Source organism: Luteimonas sp. A537, from assembly GCF_054052065.1.
This window is the reverse complement of sequence record NZ_JBSVRH010000002.1, coordinates 597121-621875: the sequence shown is the minus strand read 5'-3', so window position 1 is coordinate 621875 and position 24755 is coordinate 597121. Positions and strand designations below refer to the sequence as shown.

19 protein-coding genes are annotated in these 24755 nt (G+C 69.0%); 11 read left to right on the top strand and 8 right to left on the bottom strand.

Features of this window, described 5'->3' with window-relative positions:
* Positions 1–97: 97 nt before the first annotated feature.
* Positions 98–2353: a TonB-dependent receptor plug domain-containing protein gene (locus ACW7GZ_RS06825; RefSeq protein ID WP_457008501.1), complete on the top strand. Its 2256-nt coding sequence runs from the start codon at positions 98–100 to the stop codon at positions 2351–2353.
* 22 nt (positions 2354–2375) lie between these two features.
* Here the strand turns inward: ACW7GZ_RS06825 and lpxH are convergent, their stop codons facing one another.
* Positions 2376–3107: a UDP-2,3-diacylglucosamine diphosphatase gene (gene lpxH / locus ACW7GZ_RS06820; RefSeq protein WP_457008499.1), complete on the bottom strand. Its 732-nt coding sequence runs from the start codon at positions 3105–3107 to the stop codon at positions 2376–2378.
* A gap of 262 nt (positions 3108–3369) precedes the next feature.
* Between lpxH and gltX the strand changes: the two genes are divergently transcribed.
* Positions 3370–4767, top strand: a complete 1398-nt coding sequence (gene gltX / locus ACW7GZ_RS06815) for a glutamate--tRNA ligase (RefSeq protein WP_457002993.1) — start codon at positions 3370–3372, stop codon at positions 4765–4767.
* A gap of 73 nt (positions 4768–4840) precedes the next feature.
* Positions 4841–5329: a transcriptional repressor gene (locus ACW7GZ_RS06810; protein WP_457002995.1), complete on the top strand. Its 489-nt coding sequence runs from the start codon at positions 4841–4843 to the stop codon at positions 5327–5329.
* Positions 5330–5383: 54 nt separating this feature from the next.
* On the opposite strand, the gene ACW7GZ_RS06805 is transcribed toward ACW7GZ_RS06810, so the two are convergent.
* Positions 5384–7600, bottom strand: coding sequence for a TonB-dependent receptor (locus tag ACW7GZ_RS06805; RefSeq protein ID WP_457008497.1), 2217 nt, complete (start codon positions 7598–7600; stop codon positions 5384–5386).
* 70 nt (positions 7601–7670) lie between these two features.
* Between ACW7GZ_RS06805 and ACW7GZ_RS06800 the strand changes: the two genes are divergently transcribed.
* Together ACW7GZ_RS06800 and ACW7GZ_RS06795 are read left to right on the top strand one after the other, a co-directional pair.
* Positions 7671–8075 carry a MerC domain-containing protein gene (locus tag ACW7GZ_RS06800; protein ID WP_457008495.1) on the top strand — a complete coding sequence of 135 codons (405 nt, stop codon included), beginning with the start codon at positions 7671–7673 and terminating at the stop codon, positions 8073–8075.
* 77 nt (positions 8076–8152) lie between these two features.
* On the top strand, positions 8153–8344 hold the full coding sequence (locus tag ACW7GZ_RS06795) for a 30S ribosomal protein THX (RefSeq protein WP_457003001.1): 192 nt from the start codon (positions 8153–8155) through the stop codon (positions 8342–8344).
* 60 nt (positions 8345–8404) lie between these two features.
* Here ACW7GZ_RS06795 and ACW7GZ_RS06790 read toward each other — a convergent pair whose 3' ends face one another.
* Together ACW7GZ_RS06790 and hutI are read right to left on the bottom strand one after the other, a co-directional pair.
* Positions 8405–9625, bottom strand: a complete 1221-nt coding sequence (locus ACW7GZ_RS06790; protein ID WP_457008493.1) for a dipeptidase — start codon at positions 9623–9625, stop codon at positions 8405–8407.
* A gap of 210 nt (positions 9626–9835) precedes the next feature.
* Positions 9836–11092, bottom strand: coding sequence for an imidazolonepropionase (gene hutI, locus ACW7GZ_RS06785; RefSeq protein ID WP_457003004.1), 1257 nt, complete (start codon positions 11090–11092; stop codon positions 9836–9838).
* A gap of 107 nt (positions 11093–11199) precedes the next feature.
* On the opposite strand from hutI, the gene ACW7GZ_RS06780 reads away from it, so the two are divergent.
* Positions 11200–12510, top strand: coding sequence for a formimidoylglutamate deiminase (locus tag ACW7GZ_RS06780; RefSeq protein WP_457008491.1), 1311 nt, complete (start codon positions 11200–11202; stop codon positions 12508–12510).
* A 69-nt stretch (positions 12511–12579) separates the two neighbouring features.
* On the opposite strand, the gene ACW7GZ_RS06775 is transcribed toward ACW7GZ_RS06780, so the two are convergent.
* Complete coding sequence (locus ACW7GZ_RS06775; RefSeq protein ID WP_457003008.1) at positions 12580–13500, bottom strand: hypothetical protein; 921 nt, start codon at positions 13498–13500, stop codon at positions 12580–12582.
* 235 nt (positions 13501–13735) lie between these two features.
* Here ACW7GZ_RS06775 and ACW7GZ_RS06770 point away from each other — a divergent pair, with 235 nt between their 5' ends.
* From ACW7GZ_RS06770 to ACW7GZ_RS06755, 4 genes are all read left to right on the top strand, one after another.
* Positions 13736–15835: an N-acetylmuramoyl-L-alanine amidase gene (locus ACW7GZ_RS06770; protein ID WP_457008489.1), complete on the top strand. Its 2100-nt coding sequence runs from the start codon at positions 13736–13738 to the stop codon at positions 15833–15835.
* 153 nt (positions 15836–15988) lie between these two features.
* On the top strand, positions 15989–16459 hold the full coding sequence (locus ACW7GZ_RS06765) for an RNA polymerase sigma factor (RefSeq protein ID WP_457008487.1): 471 nt from the start codon (positions 15989–15991) through the stop codon (positions 16457–16459).
* A 2-nt stretch (positions 16460–16461) separates the two neighbouring features.
* Positions 16462–17049 (top strand): hypothetical protein, encoded by a 588-nt coding sequence (locus ACW7GZ_RS06760; protein WP_457008485.1) that lies wholly within the window; start codon positions 16462–16464, stop codon positions 17047–17049.
* Between the two features lie 68 nt (positions 17050–17117).
* Positions 17118–18785: a serine hydrolase gene (locus ACW7GZ_RS06755; RefSeq protein WP_457008483.1), complete on the top strand. Its 1668-nt coding sequence runs from the start codon at positions 17118–17120 to the stop codon at positions 18783–18785.
* Between the two features lie 122 nt (positions 18786–18907).
* On the opposite strand, the gene ACW7GZ_RS06750 is transcribed toward ACW7GZ_RS06755, so the two are convergent.
* The 3 genes from ACW7GZ_RS06750 to ACW7GZ_RS06740 form a co-directional block, all read right to left on the bottom strand.
* Positions 18908–19408 carry a methylated-DNA--[protein]-cysteine S-methyltransferase gene (locus ACW7GZ_RS06750; RefSeq protein ID WP_457008481.1) on the bottom strand — a complete coding sequence of 167 codons (501 nt, stop codon included), beginning with the start codon at positions 19406–19408 and terminating at the stop codon, positions 18908–18910.
* Positions 19405–20961: an AlkA N-terminal domain-containing protein gene (locus ACW7GZ_RS06745; RefSeq protein WP_457008479.1), complete on the bottom strand. Its 1557-nt coding sequence runs from the start codon at positions 20959–20961 to the stop codon at positions 19405–19407. Before ACW7GZ_RS06745 ends, ACW7GZ_RS06750 begins: the two co-directional genes overlap by 4 nt.
* A 90-nt stretch (positions 20962–21051) precedes the next feature.
* Entirely contained in the window at positions 21052–22359 is a 1308-nt protein-coding gene (locus ACW7GZ_RS06740; RefSeq protein ID WP_457008478.1) for an alkaline phosphatase family protein, read from the bottom strand.
* Between the two features lie 420 nt (positions 22360–22779).
* On the opposite strand from ACW7GZ_RS06740, the gene thrS reads away from it, so the two are divergent.
* A complete protein-coding gene (gene thrS / locus ACW7GZ_RS06735) occupies positions 22780–24684 on the top strand; it encodes a threonine--tRNA ligase (RefSeq protein ID WP_457008476.1) in 1905 nt (634 codons plus the stop codon).
* Positions 24685–24755 lie beyond the last annotated feature (71 nt).

The following is a 24755-nucleotide window of genomic DNA, read 5'->3' as shown; positions in this document are numbered from 1 at the left end:
CGGAGTCCCGGTCGACGTATCCCCGGCTGGCTCCCCCACATCCATCACTTGCCGCGCTTCCCGGCTCACGGGAGGGACGGTGCTTGCCTGGCGAACCATGAAAAATCCGCTCCTGCAGATGAAAGCCCGCTCCGCATCGTCTTCGCCTCGCAACTGCCTGCGCCTGGGGCTTGCTGCTCCGCTGTTGCTGGCCTGCTTCCAGGCTGGCGCGGCGGCCGTTGCCACCGATCCCGCACCGGAGCCATCGACTGACGCGCCACTGCAGGCACCTGCGTCCGAAGGCGTGACCGACCTGCAGCAGGTGCAGGTCCGGGGCGAACGCCACGATCCGCGTCGGGACGACACGGCCTCCCGCCTGGTCGTCGGCAAGGACGAACTGGTCCGGCATGGTGATGCCACCCTCGTGGACGCGATCAAGCGCCTGCCGGGGGTGACCGTGACCACCGCTGCGCCCGGAAGCACGGGCAGCATCACCCTGCGCGGGATGGGCAAGGGATACACGCAGGTCCTGGTCGACGGGCAGGCTGCCCCGGCGGGATTCGATCCGGGCTCGCTGTCCCCGGACATGGTCGAGCGGATCGAAATCCTGCGCACGGCCACCGCCGACATGCGCGCCGAGGCCATCGCCGGGACGATCAACATCGTGCTGGCCAAGGCTGCACGCCAGGATTCAAGCGAGCTCAAGATCAGCCTGGCGGAATCCAATGGCCGGTCCACGCCCGGCATCAACTGGAGCCGGTCCCGTCGCGGTGAACACCGTGGCTACACGGTGAACGCCGCCTTGTCACGGCGCGCGTTCCTGGTGGAGGAAGCCGGTATCGAAGGGGGCTTCAGCCCTGAAGGTGTGCAGGACCTGCATCGCAGCACGAACCTGCGCGTCGAAGGGTTCCGCGATGTGCTTTCGCTGTCTCCTTACTTCAACGCCGTCCTGGAGAACGGCGACACCCTCGGCTGGCAGACGTTCCTGGAGGCCAGCAACTACAACAAGCATGGCGACATCGGCTGGCAGACGCAGTCCGGACCGGAGCTGCGGCACGTGCGTTACCGCCAGTCCACCGGCATCGACGTGGTCCAGCTCCGCACCGATCTCAGCTGGGCCCGTGAGTTCGACAGCGGCGGAACATTCACCAGCAAGCTGGGGCTGGGCGGCAACCGCGAGGACTACCGCTTCCGCGAACAGGGATATGGCGCCGACGGCATGCAGAACCTGGACGAAGCCACCCACGGATGGCTGCGCGTGCGGAACTTCGCCTCCTTCGGGAAGTACACCTGGCCAGGTAGCGGAGCGCATGTGTTCGAGGCGGGATGGGAGGGCAGCCTGGATCGCCGGCGCGAAGCGCGGGTGCAGCGCCTGCTGGCTTTCGATGGGATCCCGGAAGGCTTCAGCGATCTTTCATTCGATGCCCAGGTCCGACGAGCCGCGGTCTATGCACAGGACGAATGGACGGTGACGCCCGCCTGGTCCCTGTACCTCGGGGCGCGCTGGGAGCAGATCGAAACCCGCAGCGACGGCAACGGCTTCGAGCCGATCCGCAACCGGTCCGCCATATTTTCGCCCGTGCTGCAGTCGCGGTGGCGACTGCCGGATTCGAAGAACCAGGTCCGTCTGGGGCTGAGCCGTACCTATCGCTCCCCGGAACTCCGCCTGCTGGTACCAAGGCCGTACACCTCCACCAACAACCGTGAACTCGATCCCGACACCATGGGCAACCCGCTGCTGAAGCCCGAGCTGGCCACCGGTGTGGACCTGGCCTACGAGGCGTTTCCGGAGGACGGTGCTACGTTCAGCCTCGGCGGCTATGTCCGGACCATCGAGGACGTCATCCGCACGGAGACACGCCTGGTCGGTGACCGTTGGGTCGCCATGCCGACCAATGGCGGCAGCGCAACCGCTTGGGGCATCGAACTCGATACCAGGTTTTCGCTCCTGCAGACTCAGGATGCGTCAGGGCTGGAGCTTCGCTTCAACCTGACCCGCAACTGGTCACGGATTGACGATCTGCCGGGACCGGACAACCGCATCGACAAGCAGCCGAGCCTGAGCTCCACCCTGGCCGCGGATTACCGCTTCAGCCCCGCCTGGTCGGTTGGTGCCAGCTACAGCTATCGCAGCGGTGGTTCGACGCGAACCGGCATCCATCAGATCGCAGGCGAGTCCGCGCGGCGCGAACTCGATGCCTACATGCTGGCCAGCCTGTGGGACAAGGCCCGGCTGCGGCTGGGCGTGGCCAACGTGCTGCAGCAGGACATCGCCAGCAATACGGAATACTTCGATGCCAGCGGCAGGCAGCGGATCGAACGCCTGCGGCCGACGCACCTCAGCATTCGCGCCAATCTTGAAGTTGCGTTCTGAGGCGAGTCGAGGACGCGCGGCTTTACAGGCTCGCCAACTGGACTCCTGTCGCGTCCACGCGCAACACCGATCCCTGCTCGTACCAGTCGCCCAGCACCACCCGCGTGCATGCATGCCCATCGACATCAAGCGCATGCACCGCCGGTCGATGGGTATGGCCGTGGATCAGCAGATCCACGCCGTGCGCACGGAGCGCTGCTTCGACCGCAGCGGGCGCCACGTCGGTGATCGTTTCCATCTTGCCGGCGTCGCGCAGTTCGCCCTGCCGAACCTGGCTGGCCGCCCGGGCCTGCTGCGCGAACGCCTGCCGGGCCGCCAGCGGCTGCGCCAGGAACTGCCGCTGCCAGCCCGGATCACGCGTCTGCGCCCTGAACTGCTGGTAGGCCACGTCGTCGGTGCACAGCGTGTCGCCGTGCATCAGGAGTGCGCGCCGCCCGTGCAGGTCGATCACGGTCGGATCCTCCAGCAGCGTCATGCCCGCCCGCTGCGCGTAACCGGTACCAAGCAGGAAATCGCGGTTGCCATGCATGAAGTACACCGGCACGCCGCTCCCCGCCAATGCCGCCAGCCGCTCCGCCACGAACGCGCCGGTTTCCGAGGGGTCGTCGTCGCCCACCCAGGCCTCGAACAGGTCGCCGAGGATGTACAGCGCATCGGCGCCGCGCGCTTCGCCGTCCACGAACTCCCCGAACAGGCGGGTGATCTCCGGGCGCGCCGGGTCGAGATGCAGATCCGAGATGAGAAGGGTGGTCATCGGGGGATTGTAATTGGCTGCGCTGGTGGGGTCGCGGTGGCGCCGGGCGCGTGGGGTACTCCGCCGGCTGACCACGGTGGTGGTCTTTATGCCGGCTGCGTACCCCACGCGCCCGACGCTCCCATCGTCGTGGCGGGTTGTGGCGTCGCTTCGCGAGGCCTCTCAAGGCCCCGGCCTCACAAGCAGCGATCGCCCAGGCAGCCGTGAGGCTGTGCCCGGGTGGGCTAAAATCGCCGGTCATCCCAGCAAGCCCCTCGATGCCATGACCTGCCGCACCCGCTTCGCCCCCAGCCCCACCGGCTACCTGCACATCGGCGGCGCCCGCACCGCCCTGTACTGCTGGCTGGAGGCGCGCCGCCGCGGCGGCAGCTTCATCCTGCGCATCGAGGACACCGACCGCGAGCGCAGCACCCAGGCCGCCATCGACGCCATCCTCGAGGCCATGGAGTGGCTTGGCCTCGACTACGACGAAGGCCCGGTCTACCAGACCGCCCGCACCGAGCGTTATCGCGAGGTCGCCGAGCAGCTTGTCGCCTCCGGCAACGCCTACTACGCCTACGAGTCGAAGGAAGAGCTCGACGCTATGCGCGAAGCGGCGATGGCCAAGGGCGACAAGCCCCGCTACAACGGCGCCTACCGCGAACAGGGCGCCGCGTACCGCGACGACCCCAATCGCGTCATCCGCCTGAAGAACCCGCTCGATGGCGTCGTGGCCTGGGACGACAAGGTCAAGGGTCGCATCGAGATCAGCAATACCGAGCTCGACGACCTGGTCATCTTCCGCCCGGACGGCTACCCGACCTACAACTTCGCCGTAGTCGTCGACGACCTCGACATGGGCATCACCGACGTCGTCCGCGGTGACGACCACGTCAACAACACCCCGCGCCAGATCAACATCTACCGCGCGCTGGGCGCCGACGTGCCGGCGTTCTCGCACCTGCCGATGATCCTCGACGAGCAGGGCGCCAAGCTTTCCAAGCGCACCGGCGCCGCCGACGTCATGCAGTACCGCGACGCCGGCTACCTGCCGCACGCGCTGCTGAACTACCTGGTGCGGCTGGGCTGGTCGCACGGCGACCAGGAGATCTTCTCGATCACCGAGATGCAGCAGCTGTTCGACCTGAAGGACGTCAATGCCAAGGCCGCGCGCCTGGACATGGCGAAGCTGGGCTGGTTGAACCAGCAGTACCTGAAGGAGGACGCACCGGCGGATGTGGCGACGCATCTCGAGTGGCACCTGCGCAAGGCCGGGTACGACCTTGCCGCCGGCCCGGCGCCGGCCGACGTTGTCCTCGCCCTGCGCGACCGCGTGCAGACGCTGAAGGACATGGCCGAGCGCGCCGCGGTCTGGTTTCAGCCGCTCGCGGAGTACGACGACAAGGCCGTTGCCAAGCACCTGAAGCCCGAGGCGAAGGCGCCGCTGGCCGAGGCGCGCCACCGCATGGCCGCGCTTGCGGAATGGAACGTCGAAGCGATCGCCGGCGCCCTGCAGGCCACCGCGGAAACACTCGGCCTGGGCATGGGCAAGGTGGCGCAGCCGCTGCGCGTGGCGATCACCGGCACCCAGGTCAGCCCGGACATCGCGCACACCGTGTACCTCGCCGGCCGCGACGAAGCGCTGAAGCGGATCGACGCCGCGATCGCCATGGCCGCCTGACGACGCAGATCCTTGCGTTCCGGCGGGTGGCGCCCGGCTTGAGTCCCCGGCCGTTCGCCACCATCATCAAGGCATGCCAGCGCATGCCTGCACCGATCCCAAGCACCACGTCCACGACGCCTCGGCCTTCGTGGCCGCGGTCGAGCGCGCCTGCCGCGAGCGCGGCCTGCGGCTGACGCCGATCCGCGCCCATGTGCTCGGCCTGATCGCGGAGACCGGGCAGCCGATCAAGGCCTACGACCTGCTTGACCGCGTGCGCGAGGGCAACGGACCCGGGGCCGCGGGACCGCCCACGGTGTATCGCGCGCTGGACTTCCTGCTCGCCAACGGCTTCATCCACAAGCTGCAATCGGTCAACGCGTTCGTCGCCTGCCACCATCCGAGCACCGCGCAGCACTCGGTGCCGTTCCTGATCTGCGACAGCTGCCATTCGGCGGTCGAGCTCGAGGACAGCAAGATCGTGGCCGCGCTGGACGAACGCGCGCGCGGGCTCGGCTTCCGCCCGCGCGCGCAGACGCTCGAGGTGCACGGCACCTGCGCCGACTGCGCCGCGCAGGACTAGGTCGCCCGGGCGGCGCCGCTCGATCGCACGCGACGCCGCAGGCCGGCCCGGCTGCTAGAACAGCACGCGCACGCCGGCGCTCGCGCCACGGCCGGCCATCGGCGCGAGGTCCTTGAGGAACGAGGTGTGCACCCGGGCCTCCCTGTCGAGCAGGTTGTTGCCGTTGATGAACAGCTCGACTGCGTTGCCGCTGGCGGTGTCCATGTGCCAGGCCAGGTTCGCGTGCACCAGCGTGTGGCCGGGCGTGGCGTCCTCGAATCCGGCCACGTCGTCCTGCCGCGCGTAGCGCACTGCGCCGATGCCCGCGCGCCAATGGTTGCCGGCCCAGCGCAGGTCGGTGCCGATGCGCGCGGGCGCGATCCGGGGCAGGTTGCCGTCGAGCGCCAGCTCGGCCGCGTAGTCGTGCGCGTGGTCTCCGTGGGGCACGGACACCTCGATCGCGCGCGTCCCTTGCCCGGCAAGCCGCCCGCGCACCACGTCGGCGAAGGCGCTCAGGGTCCACGCGCCGCTGTCGTTGTCGATGAAGGTCCATTCCGCGTCCAGTTCACCGCCGCTGAAGCGCGCGTCCGCCTGGGTCCAGGCCCGCACCGGCAGGCCGCCGTCGACGATCCCGGTATCGGCCAGGTAGATGAAGTCGTCGTAGCGCACGTGGTAGATCGCCGCGCCCACGCGCAGCGGGCCGCGGTGCCAGTGCAGTCCGGCCTCGGCGCGGTTGGCGGTCTCGACGTCCAGGGCCGGATCGCCGAATTCGTGGCTCTGCGTCGCCACGTGCATGCCGCTGGAATGCAGCTCCTCGGCGGTGGGGGAGCGCTGCGCACGGTCGAGGCCGAAGGACACGTGCACGTCAGGCGTCAGGTCCCAGCGCGACGCCAGCGACAGGCTGGTGGTGCTGAAGTCACGCGAAGGCCCGGCGTCGGCCGCGATGTCGATGGCGTTGCGGTCGTGGCGCAGGCCGAGTTCCAGGCTGGCCGGGCCGAAGTCCCGTTCGCCGATCCAGAACAGGCCGGCGTCGCGCGATTCGGAATCGGGCACGAAGGCCTCGGCGCCGGCCGCGGCGAAGTCGCGCTGCGACCACTGCAGGCCGAAGGCGCCTTCCCAGCCGCCGAGCGGCCGGTGTGCGAGCTCCAGCCGGGCCTCGATGGTTTCGTTGTCGAACACGGTGCCGACCTCGTCGCCCTCGTATTCGGTGTGGGTGTAATCGGTGTGCGCGATCCGCGCGCGCAGGCTCTGGAAGGGGCCGATGTCGTCGAGCCCGCCGCGGAGCTCGGTGCGGCGCTGGTCCATCACGATGTGGACGCCGCCATGGTCGTCGGCATCGTGGTCGTGGTCGTGGTCGTGGTCTTCCTCCCCGCCGTGCCCGTGGCCATGGTCTTCCCCGGCGTGGACATGGCCGGGTACGCCGTAGCGCGTGTTGAACAGGCTCTGGCCGACGCCGATGAAGCCGCGGTCGCCGACCCAGGACAGGCCCAGGGCGCCGCTGTCGGTGCGCACGAAGCTGTTGGACAGCGTGCCGCGGGCGTCGTCGTGGTTGTCGTCGTCGTGGTCATGTTCCGCGCGCAGGGCGGCGCTTTCCGCATGGCCGGGAATCTCGACGTCACCCGTTTCGCGGTGCAGCGCGTCGACATGGAACACCAGCCGCCCCGAGGCCGCGGTGCCGTCCAGGCGGAGCATGCCGGTGCGCTCGTCGTTGACGCTGCCGGCGCGCAGTTCCGCGCGGCCCTCCAGCGGCCGCGACGTGGCGGCTTCCGGAATGCGCCCATCGACTACGTTGACCGCGCCGCCGATGGCGCCGTTGCCGTACAGCAGGCTGGCCGGACCCTTCAGGACTTCGATCTGGTTGGCGAGGAAGGGCTCGATGCTCACCGCATGATCGACGCTGACCGTTGACACGTCGCCGGCGGAAAGGCCGTCGCTGAGCACCTGGACGCGCGCGCCCTCCATGCCGCGGATGATCGGGCGGCCGACGCCGGCGCCGAAGAAGGAGGACTGGACGCCGGGCAGGCGCGCGACCGTTTCGCCGATGGAGTTGGCCTTTGCATCGTCAAGGCGCTCGCCGGCAAGCACCGCTACGGGCCGCGCAAGGTCCTCGGCGGTGCGGGCGATGGGGTTGGCGCGGACCCTGAGCGTATCGAGGTCGGTCACGCCGTGCTCGTGGCCGGGCGCGTCCTCGGCCGACGCAGGCAGGGCCAGGGCCAAAAGGATCGCGCCGGCGAGCGTGGCGAAGGCGGCGGCGCGCGGGGTGGTGCGTGAATCGCGTGGTCTGGTGGTCATGGGGGCAAGTGTGGTGAAGTCGATTGAAATGTTATACTGTTTCAATCCCGACGCCACCCCAACGAAAGTCATGACCACTTCATGCAACCTCAATCGAGCGGACCGGGTTGGTTTCGCGGCGTCGTTCCTCTGTGCGCTGCACTGCGCACTGCTGCCGCTGGCGCTGGCCGTGCTGCCCACGTTCGGGCTGTCGGTGGGCGGCTGGGTGGACATCGACCAGGCGGTCACGGTGTTCGCCACGCTGCTGGGCGCCACCACGCTGGCGATCGGCTTCCGCCGCCACCGCGCGTTCCGGGCGTGGGCGCTGCTGGTGCCGGGCCTGGTGCTGGTCTGGCTGGGGGCGTTCAGCCCGCTGCATGACCACGGTATGGTCCACGCTGCGGTGATGACCCTGGGCGGCCTGATGATCGCCGGCGCGCACCTGTTGAACCTGCGCCTGACCCACGCTGCCGCGGCGGCCCGCGCGACGCCGTGAAACCGGCGCGCGTGCTAGGATGCGCGCCCTGTGGCGTGCAAAAGCGCGCCCCACCGAACGAACTCCAGGAGCGACAGATGGGTAAGGGCGATCGCAAGACGGCCAAGGGCAAGCGCTACAACTCCAGCTACGGCAACGCCCGCAGCCACGCCACCGCGAAGGCGACCGGCGCCACCGCCGCGCCGGTTGCGAAGAAGGCTGGCACCAAGACCGTGGCCAAGGCCCCGGCAAAGAAGGTCGTGGCCAAGAAGACCGTGGCCAAGGACTGACGTCCTGCGCCAGCGTTGACGTACGAAGCCCCGCCAGAAGCGGGGCTTCGTCGTTTCCGGTCAGCGGGTCGCGGCCCCCGCCTCGATCACCGCCCATACCCGCAGCAGGTTGTCGCCCAGGATCTTGCGGATGTCTTCGTCCGAATGCCCGCGTGCCTGCAGCCCGGTGATGAAGTTGGGGAAGTCGGCCACGGTGCGCAGGCCTTCGGGCAGCTCGCCGTCGACGCCATCGAAGTCGGAGCCGATGCCGACATGGTCGACGCCGATCAGCTTGACCGCGTAGTCGATCTGGTCGAGCACGTCGCTGATCGGGGCCTCCACCTTGGGATGGTCCAGCTCCCACTGCGCTTCGAAGGCCTTGCGGTCCAGCGCCGGTTCGCCGGCGGCCACCGCCGCCGCACTGCGCCGGTCGAAGGCGAGCGACTCACGGAACCAGTCGCGGGTATTGGCCGCGGCGGTCGGATTGACGAACGCGGTGCCGAACGGAATCTGCACGACGCCGCCCTTCGCCGCGATGGCCCTGGCCAGTTCGTCGCTGAGGTTGCGCTCGAAGTCCGGAGTGAAGTGGCGCAGCGCGGAATGGCTGGCGATCACCGGCACGTTGCTGAGTTCGATCGCCTGGTGCACGGCGTCGTCGGACAGGTGCGAGACGTCGACCATGATCCCGAGCCGGTTCATCTCCCGCACCACTTCGCGGCCGAAGGGGCTCAGGCCGTTCCAGCGCTTCTCCACCGTGTAGGAGGAGTCGGCGATGCGGTTGTTGCCGCTGTGCGCCAGGGTGATGTAGCTCACGCCGCGGTCGCGGAAGAAGGCGAGCTGCGCAAGGTCTTCGCCGAGCGGAGCACCGTTCTCGAGTCCCAGCGGCAGCAGCACGCGGCCACCGGCACGCAGGCGTTCGACGTCGCCCGGCGAGGTCAGCAGGGCGAAGCGGTCCGGGTGTCGCGCGACCAGCGCCTCCACCGCGTCGATCTGGATGTTGGCCGCCTGCCAGGCGCTGCCGGACTCGTCCTGGCGCGCGGAGGTGTAGATCGACATGAAGGCGACGTCCAGGCCCCCTTCGCGCGCGCGCGGGTAGTCGAACTCGCGGTCGGGCGCGGCCTCGCCGAGGTCGGCCCAGCTGGAGACCAGCACTCCGGGCGCATCGATATGGGTATCGACGATGATCGCGTCGGCGGCCAGCGCGCGCGCGGCGTCGGTGGCCTGGGCCAGCGCGGTGGCGGGCAGGGCGAAGCTCAGGGCGAAAGCGAGTGCGAGTGCGTGGCGGCGTGGGCTTTGGGGCATCGGGAGGCTCCTTGTCGGACGGAAGGGTTTGTCGCGGCTGTAGGCGCTGCCACAGGGGGGTTCGGCAACCGTGGGCGGCATTCTCATAGCGGCATGTCCTGGTGGCATTCGTGGGAGCTACAGCCGCGATGGCACTTCGTAGCGGCATTTGTGGGAGCGGCTATAGCCGCGACGCCTTTCGTGCCGGCAACACATCTCATGGTCCCGCAATCAGGCCACCCGGCGGCCACCGGAATGGACGGAGGCGGCAAGCTCCCCGCCCAGCCAGTAGCACAGCGCCGCAGGCTCGCGCACGCGCCAGCGCACGAAGTCCGCGCGCAGGCCGGTGCGCAGCATGCCGCGGTCGCCGAGGCCCAGCGCGCGTGCGGCGTGGATGGTGGCGCCGCGCAGCGCCTCCGCCGGCGTCAGGCGGAAGTGGGTGCAGGCCAGCTGCATGGCCTGGCGCAGCGACAGCAGCGGCGAGGTCCCGGGATTGCAGTCGGTGGCGACCGCCATCGGCACGCCGTGCGTGCGGAACGCATCGATCGGCGGCAATGTCGTTTCGCGCAGCACGTGGAAGGCGCCCGGCAGCAGCACCGCCACGGTGCCGGCGGCCGCCATCGCGCGCACGCCTGCATCGGAGGTGTGTTCGACGTGGTCGGCGGACAGGCCGCCGAATTCCGCCACCAGCGCCGCGCCTTCGCCATCACTGAGCTGGTCGGCGTGCAATTTCACCGGGAGCTCGAGTGCGCGTGCGGCCTCGAACACGCGGCGGGTCTGCGCGTTGCTGAAGCCGATGCGTTCGCAGAAGGCGTCCACGGCATCGACCAGGCCTTCAGCGTGCAGTCGCGGCAGCCAGTCGCAGACGGCGTCGATATAGCCGTCGGGATCGCCGGCGTATTCGGGTGGCAGCGCGTGGGCGCCAAGGAAGGTGGTGCGCACGCCAATGCCAAGCGCGTCGCCGAGTTCGCGCGCGGTGCGCAGCATCTTGCGCTCGTTGTCGAAGTCCAGGCCGTAGCCGGATTTCACTTCCAGCGTGGTCACGCCATCGGCGACCAGGGCGCGGGCGCGTGGCAGGGTTTGCGCCAGCAGCGCCTGCGCGTCGGCGGCGCGGGTGGCGCGCACGCTGGAGACGATGCCGCCGCCGCCACGCGCGATGTCCTCGTAGCTGGCGCCGGTCAGGCGCTGCTCGAACTCGGCGGCGCGATCGCCGGCGAACACGATGTGGGTGTGGCAATCGACCAGGCCGGGGGTGACAAGATCGCCGCCGGCGTCGATCACCTCGTGCGCGAGCTCATCGGCGCGCGCGGGCAGCGCATCGGCCGCCCCGGCAAACACGATTCGTCCGTCGCGCCAGCCAAGCGCGGCGTTCTCGAGCAAGCCGTAAGCGTCCGGGCCGTCTTCAGCCGTGTCGCCGTCCAACCCGCCATCGTCAAGCGTGGCCAGGCGCGCATCGAGCAGCAGGCCGTCCCAACGTTCAGTGGCCATCGGCGAGCGCCCGGACGGGGGTGGTGGCTGCAGTGCAGGGCATGTCAGGACCTCGGGCTGGCATCGACGCGGTAGCCTATCGCACCCCGCCGCCGGAGCGTGCCGCCATGTCCCCGAACCCGATCCCCGAAGCGTCCGGCATGTCCGTCGCAGGCGAAGCGCGCGATGGCGCCTTCGCGCCGCGCGCGGTGGCCGGCGGCTGGCAGCTGCCAACGATCGCCAACCTGCATTCGCACGCTTTCCAGCGGGCGATGGCCGGGCTGGCCGAACGCCAGACGCATCCCGAGGATTCGTTCTGGACCTGGCGCGACACCATGTACCGCATGGCCGCGCGCTTCGATCCTGATTCGCTGTATGCGGTCGCAAGCCAGCTCTACGTCGAGATGCTGGAGGCCGGCTACGGCAGCGTCTGCGAATTCCACTACCTGCATCACGCGCCCAACGGCCGGCCCTACGCCGATCCGGCGGCGATGTCGCAGGCGCTGGTGGCCGCCGCGCGCGACACCGGCATCCGCCTGACCCTGCTGCCGGTTCTGTACATGACCGGCGGCTTCGACGGCCGCGCGCTGGGCGAGCGCCAGAAGCGCTTCGGCCACGACGTCGATGGCTACCTGCGCCTCTTCGAGACGATGCATGCACAGACCGGCGACATGCTGCGCGTCGGCTGCGCCCTGCACAGCCTGCGCGCCGTGCCGCCGGAGGCGATGCGCGCGGTGCTGGCGGCGCTGCCCGCCGACGCGCGCATCCACATCCACATCGCCGAACAGGTGGGCGAGGTGCAGGACTGCCTCGCCATCCGCGACCTGCGCCCGGTGGAATGGCTGCTGCAGAACGCCAACGTCGACGCGCGCTGGACACTGGTGCACGCGACCCACCTCAACGACTGGGAAGTCGCGGGCATCGCGAAGAGCGGCGCCACCGTCGCCATCTGCCCGACCACCGAGGCCAACCTCGGAGACGGCCTGTTCCGCCTGCGCGATTATCTCGATGCCGGCGGCGCCTGGGGCATCGGCTCGGATTCACATATCTCCGTGTCGCCGGTCGAAGAGCTGCGCTGGCTGGAGTACGGCCAGCGGCTGCTGAAGCGGCGTCGCAACATCGCCGTGGGCGCTGCATCGTCCAGCGTCGGCGAGACCCTGCTGCGCGGCGCGTACGCGAGCGCGGCCAACGCCGCCGGCTTCGATGCCGCCGGTGACATGCTGGTGCTTGATGCGGAGGCGCCGCTGCTTGCCGCTGCAACCGCGGGCGACGTTGCCGACCGCTGGCTGTTCAGCGGAAACCGGCCTTGCATCAGCGAAGTGCATGTGGCCGGCCGTCGGGTGGTGGCCGACGGCCGCCATGCGGACAGTGATGCGGTGCTTGCGCGGTATCGGACGGCGCTTGCGACGCTGTCCGGCGGGCACGCCACCAGCCGCTAGCAGAAGCGGCTGGTATCCCGCGCGCCCACGCAGATCAGGCGCAGCCGGCCTTTGCACTCATGAAGGGCTTCAGATGATCGGCGGCGCGACAATGCGCCACGCGTTCGCGATGACCGAGGTCACCGCCGAATAGACGTCCTGCAAGGCCCGCTCCAGCGGGTCGGTGGTCTCGATGCGATACGACGCACCCTGCTCGATCGCCGCCTTCACCGGCCCGATGTAGTGATTGCTGCCGATGTTCAGGATGCCCGCCGGATCGTTGAACTGGATGTGGGTGCCCAGCGGGTTGGGCAACATGTCGAGGACCGGGACCTGGCGCTGCACGCCGGTCGCCCAGTCGCCGTCGATGCTGTAGTGGCGCATCTGGCCGTTTTCCGCGCCATGGCGGATGGCCCCGGCGTCAAGGCCATGCTGGCGCAGCGTGTTGTCGTGGATGCCCTGCGCGTTGAACGTGATCGCGGTGCTGCCGGTCGCCGCCGCTGCCATGGACGCGAGACCGCCGCCAAGCGAGTGCCCGGTGTAGACCACGTTGTCGCCGCCAAAGGCGTTCTCGGCCTGATGCGCGAGGGTGACCGCAGTGTCGTACTGCCGGGTCTGGAAGCCCGCCGACTGCGCGATCACCGTGCCCACGTCCTCCACGCCTCCGGTGTCGTTTCCGGCATAGGCCACGACGTAGTTGCCGACACCATCGGTGTAGACGCCGGCCTCCATGCCGTGGCTGTACTGGAGGCCGGGATCGATCCCCGCCGCGGCCAGTTCGCCGTCGCCCATCCGCTGCCAGCCGTCCGCGTCCTGGCGCAGGTAGACGGCCTCCGCGACGCCCGCCATCGCGCTGTCGAATGCCTGGTCCATCCCCGTGCCGCCCACGGCCTGGTCGAAGCCGCCGTCGCGTCCCGGAACGCTCCCCGTGTTCGGGTTCAGGGCTTCGTGGACCTGGCGGAAGAAGAGATCGGCCGCGTGCAGCGCGTTGTTGATAAGGGGCTGGAACATGTCGGGACGGACCTCGGCGGCGCGCGTGGAACGCAGGATGCAGCGAGTCTCGTGTCCGTTCCCGGTGCGGACAACCTAGGGCTGACTGCAGGTGGCGATGACCGCGGTCACGTTTCACGACCATGGCGTCGCAGGCCGTGCGTCGCATGGGGCTGGCCCCAATGACGCCGAGCGGATGGATGTGGCCAGACTTGTTGGCCAGGGGATGGACCACATGACCGGACGGGAGAGTCTGATGAAGAAGAATGTGATGTTGACGGCCGCGGCCACGCTGCTGATCGCGCTGGCGGGGCCAGTCGCCGCGATGGAAACCACCGAAGCCGAACGCGAGTCGGCGATGGCGTTGCAGGCGCAGGAACGGGCGGACTATCCGATGTATTTCCAGCGCGCCCACGAGCGCTACCCGGCCATTCCACGCGGCGTGCTCGAGGCGATCGCCTACACGGAAACCCGCTGGGTCCACGTTGATCCCGATGCCCACGGCAAGGCCGGGCATCACCACATGCCGGCCTCGTACGGCGTGATGGGCCTCTATCGCGGCGGTGGGTTCGACAACCAGGTGGCGGAGGGCGCAAAGGTCCTTGGTGTCAGCGAGCGCCTGGTCGTGGTGGATCCGGAGACCAATATCCTGGCCGCTGCGGCGCTGCTGGACCGTGCACTGAAGAAGGATGGTGGCACCAGCCGGGCCGGCGGTGGTGTGGAAGCCATGGCCGGTGCGCTCGCACGCTATGCCGGTTATGGCAGCGGCGATGGCAACATCCACGGCTTCGCACGGCAGAGTTTCGCCTACGAGGTGCTGCAGACTTTGGCGCGTGGAGTGGACGAGAAGGGCATCCGCATCTCCGCCATGCCCATCGAAATGGAACTCGCCTTTCCCGCCGATCGCCTCCGGCTGCTCGGCGCCCCGGCACTAAGGCTGGACTACGGCACCGACACCATCGGTGCCACGGATGAGCTGGTGGAGGAGCACCCGGCGCGTGCAGCAGGGCGCGTGGAAGCGCAGGCATCCGACGTGGGCATCGCCATGGATTTCGGCGAGGCGATCTGGAACCCGGCGCATTCCAGCAACTACAGCACGGCCGGCAACGGCCGCTCTGCCGTGATCATGCATACGATCGAGGGCAGCTACGCTGGCGGAATCTCCTGGTTCAAGAACCCCGCATCGAACGTCTCGGCGCACTACGTGATCCGCAGGTCCGATGGCCAGGTCACGCAGATGGTGCGCGAGCACCACCAAGCCTGGCATGCGGCGTATCACAACTATTACACCATCGGCATCGAACACGATGGGCGCGCCGGTGACGCCGGCAACTGGACCTCGGCGATGATCAACGCTTCGGCGCGCCTGACCCGGAGCATCTGCGCGCGCCAGCCGGTCAACTGCGCGTCCGCATGGCAGGGTCCCGGCTACGACTACTGGCACGTGGTCCCTGACAGCGTTCGCATCAAGGGCCACGGGATGCTGACCAGCAACCAGAACCGCTACGACCCGGGCCGGTACTTCCCCTGGGCAAGTTTCTACAACCTGATCAACAACGGCGCACCGCCGCCGGCCACGGCACCGACCTACTGGGTCGACACCTACGCCAGCGCGCCCGGCTTTCCGTCGCCGACCGGTGGCTCGCAGAGCGGCAGCCTGCACGCCGGCACCAACTATGTGTACTGCAAGGCCTGGGGCCGCGAGATCCGCAGCGGCGCGACGTTCAACCGCTGGTGGCTCAAGACCGACCTCGACGTGGGGCCGGCGGGGCAGTGGGTGTCCGCCTATTACCTCTCGCGCTGGGGCAATGACGAAGCGCGTGACAACGACGGCTACGACCTGCCGCGCTGCGACGTCCTGCCGCATGGCGAGATTGGCAGGAAGTACTACGCCATGGGCGGCGTGCGCAGCCACCTGGGCGTGCCCGATCTGGCCGAGATGGCGGCCCAGGCGGGTGGTCGCTACCAGCAGTTCCGGAACGGCATGATCCTGTGGCATTCGCGCACCGGCGCGTTCGCGGTCGCCGGCAAGATCCTGGAGCACTACCGGGCCACCGGTTCGGAAACACGCTGGGGCTTCGCGATGATCGACGAGCTCAACGCCGCCGTGTCCCCGGTGTCGGGGCAGCGCGGCAAGTTCCAGTACTTCGAGGATGGCCTGTTCCTGTGGACGCCGGCCACCGGCGCGCACGCGGTGCACGGCGCGATCCTGGCGCACTTCGAGAACAACGGGCGCGAAGCGGCGCTCGGCTATCCGAAGACCGACGAGCAGGCGCACGGCAGCAACGGCCGCAAGCAGCAGTTCGAGCGCAAGACGCTGTACTGGACGCCCGAGCGCGGGGTCTGGGCGGAGTGAACACGATCGCCTGATCCGCGGCGGCCGGCATTCGCGTGCCGGCCGCCGCCTTCCCCGTGCACCATGTTCCGGTCGCGCTGCGCGACCGATGAAAATTTCCGTCGGGCGCTGCGACTAATACGTTGAGACCCAAGCAGCAGGCATCTTTCCGGGATGGAAATCGAAAGGGCGTTCACCGCCATGGTCCAGGACAACCGCGGGGCGCTGGTGCGCCTGGCGCGGCGATATGCCGGTCCTGACGACTGGCAGGACCTGCTGCAGGAAATGCAGCTCCAGCTCTGGCGCAGCTTCGGCGGCTTCGACGGGCGCGCGCAGCGCTCCACCTGGCTTTTCCGGGTGGCGCTGAACACCGCGCTGAGCCACGTGCGCAAGCCGCGTCGCGACCACCGTTCGCTGGACGACGTGCCCGAACAGGGCGACACCGGCCATGCGGTCGATCCCATGGGCGTGCTCGACGAGTTCCTCGCGATGCTCGATCCGCTGCAGCGCAGCGTCCTCCTGCTCGACCTTGAAGGGCTGCCCCGCGAGCAGGTCGCCGACGTGCTGGGCCTCAGCGTCAACGCGGTGGCGGTGCGCATGACGCGCCTGCGCCAACTGTTCGAACAGCGATTCCTGGAGGGCTGAGCATGGACTGGGACAAGATGAGGAACGCGTGGCGCGGCGACGCGCCGACTGTGCGCCTGCTGCCGATGGAAGAGCTTCGAACGCGCGACCAGGCGCTGTGGAAGAAGGTGCGCCGGCGCGACCTGGTGGAGACGGTCGCGGCGGTGCTCGTCGTCATCTTCTTCGCCCTGATCACGCTGGCGGCGCTCGTGGAAGGCGAGTGGCTGCAGGCGGGGTTCGCCCTGCTGATCACAGCCTGGGGCGTGGCGCTGCCGTTCCGGCTGCGCCGGTCCAGGCGGCTGGCACCGGATCCCGACCATGGCGTTCCACTGCTGGCCTACCTGCAGCGGCAGCGCGACGCCACGCTGGCGCAGGCGCGGATGCTCGAACAGGTCTGGCTCTGGTACCTGACTCCTCCAGCGATCGGGCTGACCGGGCTGACCTTGGCGCGCGACGGTGCGACCGCTGGCGCACTTCGCTATCTTGCGGTGATGCTGGTGCTGTACGCGGCCCTGGCCTGGATCAACCGCCGGGTGGCGCGGACGCAGTTCCGTGCCCACGCCGAAACACTGCAACGCCAGATCGACAGGCTGGCGAGGGACGACACGTGACAACGGACAGCGTCATTCTAGGAACACCCTCCGTGCCCGTGGATGCCACCCATGCCAAGGAGAGCGCCATGCCAACCCGTCCTGCTTCCGTATTCCCCGTGCTTGCCGGGCTCGCACTGGCCGTGAGCGGCAGTGTCCATGCCGCTGACAACGCCGCGCTTGCGACGCTCATCGACCAGCGACTGGCCGGTGACCGCACCGGCGCCTGCATGGCGGTGGCGGTGATCGACAAGGGTGACGTCGCGCGCGCGTTCCGCTGCGCCGACCCCAAGGCCACCGCACGCGTAGGCCCCGACAGCGCGTTCGAGATCGGTTCGGTCGCCAAGACCATGACGTCCACCCTGCTGGCCGACCTGATCGTGCAGGGCAAAGCTTCGCTGGACGATCCGCTGGCCGACTACCTGCCCGAAGGCACGGTGGTGCCGCAGTTCGAAGGTGCGCCGATCCTGCTGCGTCACGTGGTCACGCACACCAGCGGACTGCCGGCGCTGCCTGCGCGAATGGCGGTCACCAATCCCGCCGACCCGTATGCCGCGCTTACGGTGGATGACCTGCTCGCCTCGCTTGGTGACGTAACGCTGGCGCAGGCTCCGGGCACGCAGTTCGCGTACTCCAACTTTGCTTCGATGGTGCTGTCCTATGCGGTGACGCGTCGCGCCGGAAGTGACTTCGAAACCCTGCTCAGGCAGAAGCTGCTCGCGCCGCTGGGCATGGACACGGCTTACATCGGCCAGCGCCCCGAGGGCGTGCGCGCCGCGGACGGGCACACGCCCAACGGCGTGCCGACCGCGGCGTGGACCTTCCCGGTGGACGTTGCCGGCGTCGGCGGCGTGCGCGCCACGCTGGATGACATGGTGCGCTACGTGCAGGCCAACCTCGATCCTTCGGGAACGCCGCTGGAAGCTGCGATCGAACTTGCACAAACGCAGGTCGGCGATCAGCCGCCGATGGCCATGAACTGGATGATCCTGCCCGTGGACGAGCGCAGCGTGCTGGCGCACGAGGGTGGAACCGGAGGGTTCTCGTCGTTCGTGTCGGTGGACAAGGCGCAGCAGCGCGGCGTCGTCATCCTGTCCGACACCAACTGGAACTCCATCGATGGCCTGGGCAGCCTCGGCCTGCACCTGGTCGACGCTTCGTTCCCGATGGGCGAACCGCGCAAGCTGGTGGCACCGCCGCAGGAGCTGCTCGACGGGCTCGTCGGCGAATACCAGCTGCAGGGCATGATGAAGATGAGCCTGCGCCAGCGCCAGCGCGACGGCAAGCTGTTTGGCCAGGCCGAGGGCCAGGGCGAATTCGAGCTGTTCCACGACAGCGCCGGGGATTTCTTCCCGACGGTGGTGGATGCCGTGCTGCGGCCGCAGGAGAAGGCGGACGGCGGCTACGCGTTTACCTGGATGCAGGGCGGTGGCGCGATTCCGGCGACGCGTCTCGGCGAGGCTGGCGAGGCTGGCGAGGCCGCACAGGTGGCTGCGCTGTCGGACGGGGATCTCGCGGTCTATGCGGGCGAGTATCCGCTGATGCCAGGCTTCGCCCTGACCGTGCGTGCGCGCGACGGCACGCTGCATGCCCAAGCCACGGGGCAGGGCGAGTTCCCGCTCCAGGCGCGAGGCAAGGACACGTTCGAGGCGCCGGCGTTCGGCGTCGAGATCATGTTCAAGCGCGGCGCCGACGGCAGCGTGGAGTCGCTGGAGCTGCACCAGGGCGGGCAGGTGCTCTCCGGCAAGCGGAACTGAGCGCGCCGGTGCCAGGCAAGACCTGAAGAACCTGTGGGAGCGGCCATGGCCGCGATATCGCCAATCGCGGCTGTAGTCGCTCCCGCACACGATTACCGGTCGGGGCTGGTGCCGAAGGCTCCTCAGCCAAACAGGTCGTAGCCGGCCGGCAGCGCGCCCTCCAGCTTCAGCAAGAACTGCTTGGTCGGCAGGCCGCCGCCGAAGCCGGTCAGCGATCCATCGGCACCGATCACGCGGTGGCAGGGCAGCACGATCGGCAGCGGGTTGCGGCCGTTGGCGGCGCCGACTGCGCGGGTCGCGGTTGGCCTGCCGATCCTGTGCGCGAGATCGCGATAACTCCAGGTCCCGCCGTACGGAATTTCCGCAAGCGTGGTCCAGACCGCGCGCTGGAAGTCGGTGCCATGCGGCGACAGTGGCAGGTTGAACTGCATGCGCTTGCCAGCGAAGTACTCGCCAAGCTGTCGCTGCGCTTCGAGCAGCACGTCGTTGCTGCCTTTTTGCCAGCCATCGCCCGGCGATGGGCCGTGCGGCGGCGGGAAGTCGATGCGGCGCAGTCCGTCTTCGTCGGCGGCCAGGGTCAGCACGCCGATGGGCGTGTCCATATGCAGGCAGGTGATGGTCATGGGCTTGCCTCATGCGTTGTGGGTCGCGCGCGGGTGCGCGGCGTCGCGGCGCGGACCCGCGTCGCTGGAGGTGTCGTGGCGGCGCGCTCCATCGCGTCCTTCCACAGATGTATCACCGCGTAGGCGCGCCACGGGCGCCAGACCTCGGCGTGGGCGCCGAGCGCCTTGGCCGTGAGTCGGGAGCCGTCCGTCGGCAGCGCTTTTTGCAACACCAGGTCTTCCGCCGGGAACGCATCCGGGTGGCCGAGCGCGCGCATTGCGATGTACTGCGCCGTCCATGGACCGATGCCCGGAAGCGCCACCCACCGCGCGGCGAAGTCTTCAAGCGTGCGCTCGGGCTGGAAGTCGACCCGGCCATCGAGCAGTGCCCGCGCCACGCCGCGCACCGTTTCTGCACGCGCGCGGGTGAGCCCGATGCTGCCGAGGTCGGCCTCGGCAAGCGCGTCGGGCGTCGGGAACAGATGGTCGAGGCCTTCGTCGAACGGTTCCGACATCACCTCGCCGAAGCGCTGCACCAGGCGCGTGGCCAGAGTGCGCGCGGCGGCCACGCTGACCTGCTGGCCAAGCACGGCCCGCACCGCGATTTCGAAGCCGTCCCAGCCGCTGGGCAGGCGCAGGCCGGGACGCGCGTGCAGCAGGGGGCGCAGCCGGTCGTCCACTGACAACGTGGCGGCGATCAGTTGGGGATCGGCATCCAAGTCGAACATGCGCCGCAGCCGCTGCACGATGTCGAGCAGGCGCGCCGCCTGCGCTGCGTGCAGTTCCAGCCGCAGCGCATGCTCGTCGCCAGGCCATGCCGAGACCCGCAGCCACCCGTGCGGCGCGCCATCGATGCCGGCGATCACGCGCGCGTAGTGCGCATCGCCCACCGACTCCACGCCCGGCAGCGCGCGGCCGCGCAGGAACGCCAGCATCGCCGCGAAGTCGTAGGGCGGCCGATAGCCCAGGCGGAGCACCAGCGCATCGCCCGGCGCCTGGCGTGCCGCACCTGGCTGCCGGCGCAGGTCCCGCGGCGCCATCCGATACGCATCCTTGAAGCTGGTATTGAAGCGCCGGAGGCTGCCGAAGCCGGCCGCAAGTGCGACCTCGGTGACGGGCAGCGCGGTCTCGGTCAGCAGCTGCTTGGCAAACAGCAGGCGCCGCGTGCCGTGCACGGCGACCGGCGGCGCGCCGACACGCTCCACGAACAGGCGACGCAGCTGGCGCTCACCCATGCCGATGCGCTCGGCCAGCGCCGACAGCGGCGCATCGGCCAGTGCGCCCTGATCGATCAGAACCAGCGCGCGCGCGACCGCCGCGTCACCGCGCCGCCAGGCACCATCTGACGGCGACAGTTCCGGACGGCAGCGCAGGCATGGGCGGAAGCCCGCGCCCTCGGCAGCCGCCGCGCTGGCGTAATAGGTCACCCGCTTCGCGAACGGCGCCGGGCACACCGGGCGGCAGTAGATCCGCGTGCTGTGGACGCCGGTGAAAAACAGGCCGTCGAAGCGCGGATCGCGGCTGCGTCGGGCCTGGTCGCAGACCGCGGCGTCGGGGAGCAGGGGCGTAGCCATGGATGCAGGCTAGCACCGCCGCCATGACCTGACTCGCCGCTTTCGGACATCAGGGCGGAAGCCCCCCGGGAGGCTCCCGCCACGCTCGGCTCAGTGCGCGGGATCGCCCTCAAGCGCCGGCAGCAGCGCCGCCGGATCGCCGTCATGGTCGGCCGCGGGGATACCCAGCAGCCGCACCAGCAATGGGTAGACGTCGACGTTGTCGATCGGCTCGATCACCGCACCGCTGCGGAACGCCGGGCCGGACGCGATGAATACCGCGCGCATCGACGGCAGCGCAGGGTCGTAGCCGTGCGAGCCGCGCATGCCGCCGGCGGAGCGGCGTTCCAGCATCTGCGGCGCCAGCGCATCCCAGCCCTCGTCCATCTGGCAGACGATGGCCGGGATGCGCGGATGCGTGCCGTAGTGCCAGCGCGCCGGGAGCGCGTCCCGGCGCCAGCATTCGTAGTGATCGTGGCGGCCGGGCAGGCGTGCAACCACCTCGGCTTCAAAGCCGGGATTGGGCTGGACCTGGATCACCTGGCCGATGCTGACGATGCGCGCCTGTTCCATCGTCACCATGTCGCTGGTCGACACCTGGTTGCCCGGCGGCACCGGCGCCATGCCGTGGTCGGAGACCAGCACGATATTGGTGTGCTGCAGGCGCCCGCCGCGCTGCAGGTTCGCGAGCAGGCTGCCGATGGCGGCATCGATTTCATCCAGCGCCGCGCGCGCCTCGTCGGAATCGGGGCCAAAGGTGTGGGCCGCCGTGTCGACGTTGTGGAAGTAGAGCGTGGCCAGGTGCGGGCGGGTGGCTTCGGGCTCGAGCAGCCAGCCTGCGACCGTGTGGGCGCGCTCCAGTGGCGTGATCGACTCGTCGTAGAGATTCCAGCGCGTGGGGCGTACGCCATTGATCTCGGCCTCGGTGCCCGGCCAGAACATGGTTGCGGTGGACAGACCGGCGTTCTCGGCGCCCACCCAGATCGGCTCGCCTCCCCACCACGCGCTGGTGCCCACCGCATCGCGGTCGGACAGGCGGAAGGCGCCGAGCTCCGTGTCGAGCATCGAGTTGTGGACGATGCCGTGGCGATCAGGGCGCAGGCCGGTGGCGAGGGTGTAGTGGTTGGGGAAGGTCAGCGTGGGGTAGGACGGCGTCATCCAGCGTGCCTGAACGCCGCCCGCGGCGAGCCGGACGATGTTGGGCGAGTCGGTGGCGTTGATGCGGTCCGGATGCAGGCCGTCGATGGAGATGAGCAACAGCGGGTTGGTGCTGGCGCCGATGGCTGTGCCGGTGCTGGCAATGGCCTCAGCTTGAGCGTTCGTCGTGGTGGGCACGCCGGGGCTGCTGCAGGCGCCGAGTATCAACAGGGCGGCGAGAGTGGCGGCGAACTGCGCCGCGGGTCGGGTATGTAATGGCATTGGCGAATGGTACGGCGCGAGGATGACACTGCAATCGCGAGCCGAGGCGCTGAAAGTGCGCTCGGAGCTTTCTGCTCTCTGGACGCGGTCACATATCCATTGGCAAATGCTATTGAACGACATGCTGCAGGCCGGTTGCGTTCAGCCATTTTCATGGTCCGCCCGATCCCGCTGCAGGTCGCCTGCATGGTGTTCCCGTGCGGTTCGGGAACTGTGTCCGCACGGGACAGGCAATGGGCTAGAATCATGGGCGACACCGTTTCCGGACAGGTGGCCCGCGCCAACGCGCCGGCCGAGCGTGCGACATGAGCACTACCACCGCCCACTGCTGATCCTTGCCCGCGGCCGATCCGGAAGGCGCCCGCGTGGCGCCTTTTTCATGCCCGCGGGGCCACCCGCCAGACCAGAACGCCAGCCCACATGATCACCATCACGCTCCCCGACGGCAGCCGCCGCGAGTTCGAAGCCCCCGTCACCGTCATGCAGGTCGCCGAGTCGATCGGTCCGGGCCTGGCCAAGGCGACCGTCGCCGGCAAGGTCGACGGTCGCCAGGTCGATGCATCCGACCTCATCGAGCACGACGCCAGCCTGCAGATCCTGACCCCGAAGGACGCCGAGGGCGTGGAGATCATCCGCCACTCCAGCGCGCACCTGGTCGGGCACGCGGTGAAGCAGCTCTACCCGGACGCCAAGATGGTGATCGGCCCGGTGATCGACGAGGGCTTTTACTACGACATCTGGCGCGAACAGCCGTTCACCCCCGAAGACATGGTCGCGATCGAGCAGCGCATGCGCGAGCTGATCGACACCGAGTACGACGTCATCAAGCGCATGACCCCGCGCGACGAGGTCATTGAAACGTTCAAGGCACGCGGCGAGGACTACAAGCTGCGCCTGATCGATGACATGGGGCCCGAGGTCACGGCCATGGGCCTGTACCACCACCAGGAGTACGTCGACATGTGCCGCGGCCCGCACGTGCCGAACACGCGTTTCCTGAAGGCCTTCAAGCTGCTGCGCACCTCCGGCGCCTACTGGCGCGGCGACGCGAAGAACGAGCAGCTGCAGCGCATCTACGGCACTGCATGGGCCGACGCCAAGCAGCTCAAGGCTTACGTCCTGCGCATCGAGGAGGCCGAGAAGCGCGACCACCGCCGCATCGGCAAGGCCCAGGAGCTGTTCCACCTGCAGGAAGAAGCGCCGGGCCTGGTGTTCTGGCACCCCAAGGGCTGGGCGCTGTGGCAGGTGGTCGAGCAGTACATGCGCGGCGTGTACCGCAGCAGTGGCTACGGCGAGGTGCGCTGCCCCCAGATCCTGGACGTGAGCCTGTGGCAGAAGTCCGGCCACTGGGACAACTACAAGGAAAACATGTTCTTCACCGAGTCCGAGAAGCGGACCTACGCGCTGAAGCCCATGAACTGCCCCGGCCACGTACAGGTGTTCAACCAGGGCCTGCACAGCTACCGCGACCTGCCGATCCGCTACGGCGAGTTCGGCAGCTGCCATCGCAACGAGCCCTCCGGCGCGCTGCACGGGATCCTGCGCGTGCGCGGCTTCACCCAGGACGACGGCCATGTCTTCTGCACCGAATCGCAGATCGAGCAGGAGGTCACCGACTTCCACGCCCAGGCGATGAAGGTCTACGCCGATTTCGGCTTCACCGAGGTGCAGGTCAAGCTGGCCCTGCGCCCCGAGCCGCGCCTGGGCGACGACGCCACCTGGGACAAGTCCGAGGCCGCGCTGCGCAATGCGCTTTCCGCCGCGGGAGTGGAGTGGGAGGAGCTGCCGGGCGAGGGCGCTTTCTACGGCCCCAAGATCGAGTACCACCTGAAGGACGCCATCGGCCGCACCTGGCAGCTGGGCACCATGCAGGTCGATTTCATGATGCCGGGCCGTCTTGGCGCGGAATACGTCGACGAGGCCAGCCAGAAGCGCACCCCGGTCATGCTGCATCGCGCCATCGTCGGCTCGATGGAGCGCTTCATCGGCATCCTGATCGAGAACCACGCCGGAGCGTTCCCGGCCTGGCTGGCGCCGGTCCAGGCGGTGGTGATGAACATCACCGATGCCCAGGCCGACTGGGCCGACGAAGTCCGGAAAACCCTTGCAGATCAAGGCGTCCGGGTGGAATCGGATTTGCGGAACGAGAAAATCGGATATAAGATCCGCGAGCATACGCTGCAGCGCGTACCGTACCTGCTCGTGGTGGGGGACCGCGAGAAGGAACAGGGCACGGTCGCCGTCCGCACGCGTGCAGGGGAAGACCTGGGTTCGATGCCATTGGCCGATTTCACGGCCAGGATGCACGCGGAACAGGGTCCCTGAGTATCATGTAACCCGGTGCCTGCCCTTGCGGCGGGCGCAGTGGGTCCCGGACACGGGGCCTTGCCAGAAGT

Excerpts from the sequence above, each read along its gene's own strand:
- ACW7GZ_RS06825 (WP_457008501.1), top strand. The coding sequence starts at position 98 with ATGAAAAATCCGCTCCTGCAGATGAAAGCCCGCTCCGCATCGTCTTCG.
- lpxH (WP_457008499.1), bottom strand. The coding sequence starts at position 3,107 with ATGACCACCCTTCTCATCTCGGATCTGCATCTCGACCCGGCGCGCCCG.
- gltX (WP_457002993.1), top strand. The coding sequence starts at position 3,370 with ATGACCTGCCGCACCCGCTTCGCCCCCAGCCCCACCGGCTACCTGCAC.
- ACW7GZ_RS06810 (WP_457002995.1), top strand. The coding sequence starts at position 4,841 with ATGCCAGCGCATGCCTGCACCGATCCCAAGCACCACGTCCACGACGCC.
- ACW7GZ_RS06805 (WP_457008497.1), bottom strand. The coding sequence starts at position 7,600 with ATGACCACCAGACCACGCGATTCACGCACCACCCCGCGCGCCGCCGCC.
- ACW7GZ_RS06800 (WP_457008495.1), top strand. The coding sequence starts at position 7,671 with ATGACCACTTCATGCAACCTCAATCGAGCGGACCGGGTTGGTTTCGCG.
- ACW7GZ_RS06795 (WP_457003001.1), top strand. The coding sequence starts at position 8,153 with ATGGGTAAGGGCGATCGCAAGACGGCCAAGGGCAAGCGCTACAACTCC.
- ACW7GZ_RS06790 (WP_457008493.1), bottom strand. The coding sequence starts at position 9,625 with ATGCCCCAAAGCCCACGCCGCCACGCACTCGCACTCGCTTTCGCCCTG.
- hutI (WP_457003004.1), bottom strand. The coding sequence starts at position 11,092 with ATGGCCACTGAACGTTGGGACGGCCTGCTGCTCGATGCGCGCCTGGCC.
- ACW7GZ_RS06780 (WP_457008491.1), top strand. The coding sequence starts at position 11,200 with ATGTCCCCGAACCCGATCCCCGAAGCGTCCGGCATGTCCGTCGCAGGC.
- ACW7GZ_RS06775 (WP_457003008.1), bottom strand. The coding sequence starts at position 13,500 with ATGTTCCAGCCCCTTATCAACAACGCGCTGCACGCGGCCGATCTCTTC.
- ACW7GZ_RS06770 (WP_457008489.1), top strand. The coding sequence starts at position 13,736 with ATGAAGAAGAATGTGATGTTGACGGCCGCGGCCACGCTGCTGATCGCG.
- ACW7GZ_RS06765 (WP_457008487.1), top strand. The coding sequence starts at position 15,989 with ATGGAAATCGAAAGGGCGTTCACCGCCATGGTCCAGGACAACCGCGGG.
- ACW7GZ_RS06760 (WP_457008485.1), top strand. The coding sequence starts at position 16,462 with ATGGACTGGGACAAGATGAGGAACGCGTGGCGCGGCGACGCGCCGACT.
- ACW7GZ_RS06755 (WP_457008483.1), top strand. The coding sequence starts at position 17,118 with ATGCCAACCCGTCCTGCTTCCGTATTCCCCGTGCTTGCCGGGCTCGCA.
- ACW7GZ_RS06750 (WP_457008481.1), bottom strand. The coding sequence starts at position 19,408 with ATGACCATCACCTGCCTGCATATGGACACGCCCATCGGCGTGCTGACC.
- ACW7GZ_RS06745 (WP_457008479.1), bottom strand. The coding sequence starts at position 20,961 with ATGGCTACGCCCCTGCTCCCCGACGCCGCGGTCTGCGACCAGGCCCGA.
- ACW7GZ_RS06740 (WP_457008478.1), bottom strand. The coding sequence starts at position 22,359 with ATGCCATTACATACCCGACCCGCGGCGCAGTTCGCCGCCACTCTCGCC.
- thrS (WP_457008476.1), top strand. The coding sequence starts at position 22,780 with ATGATCACCATCACGCTCCCCGACGGCAGCCGCCGCGAGTTCGAAGCC.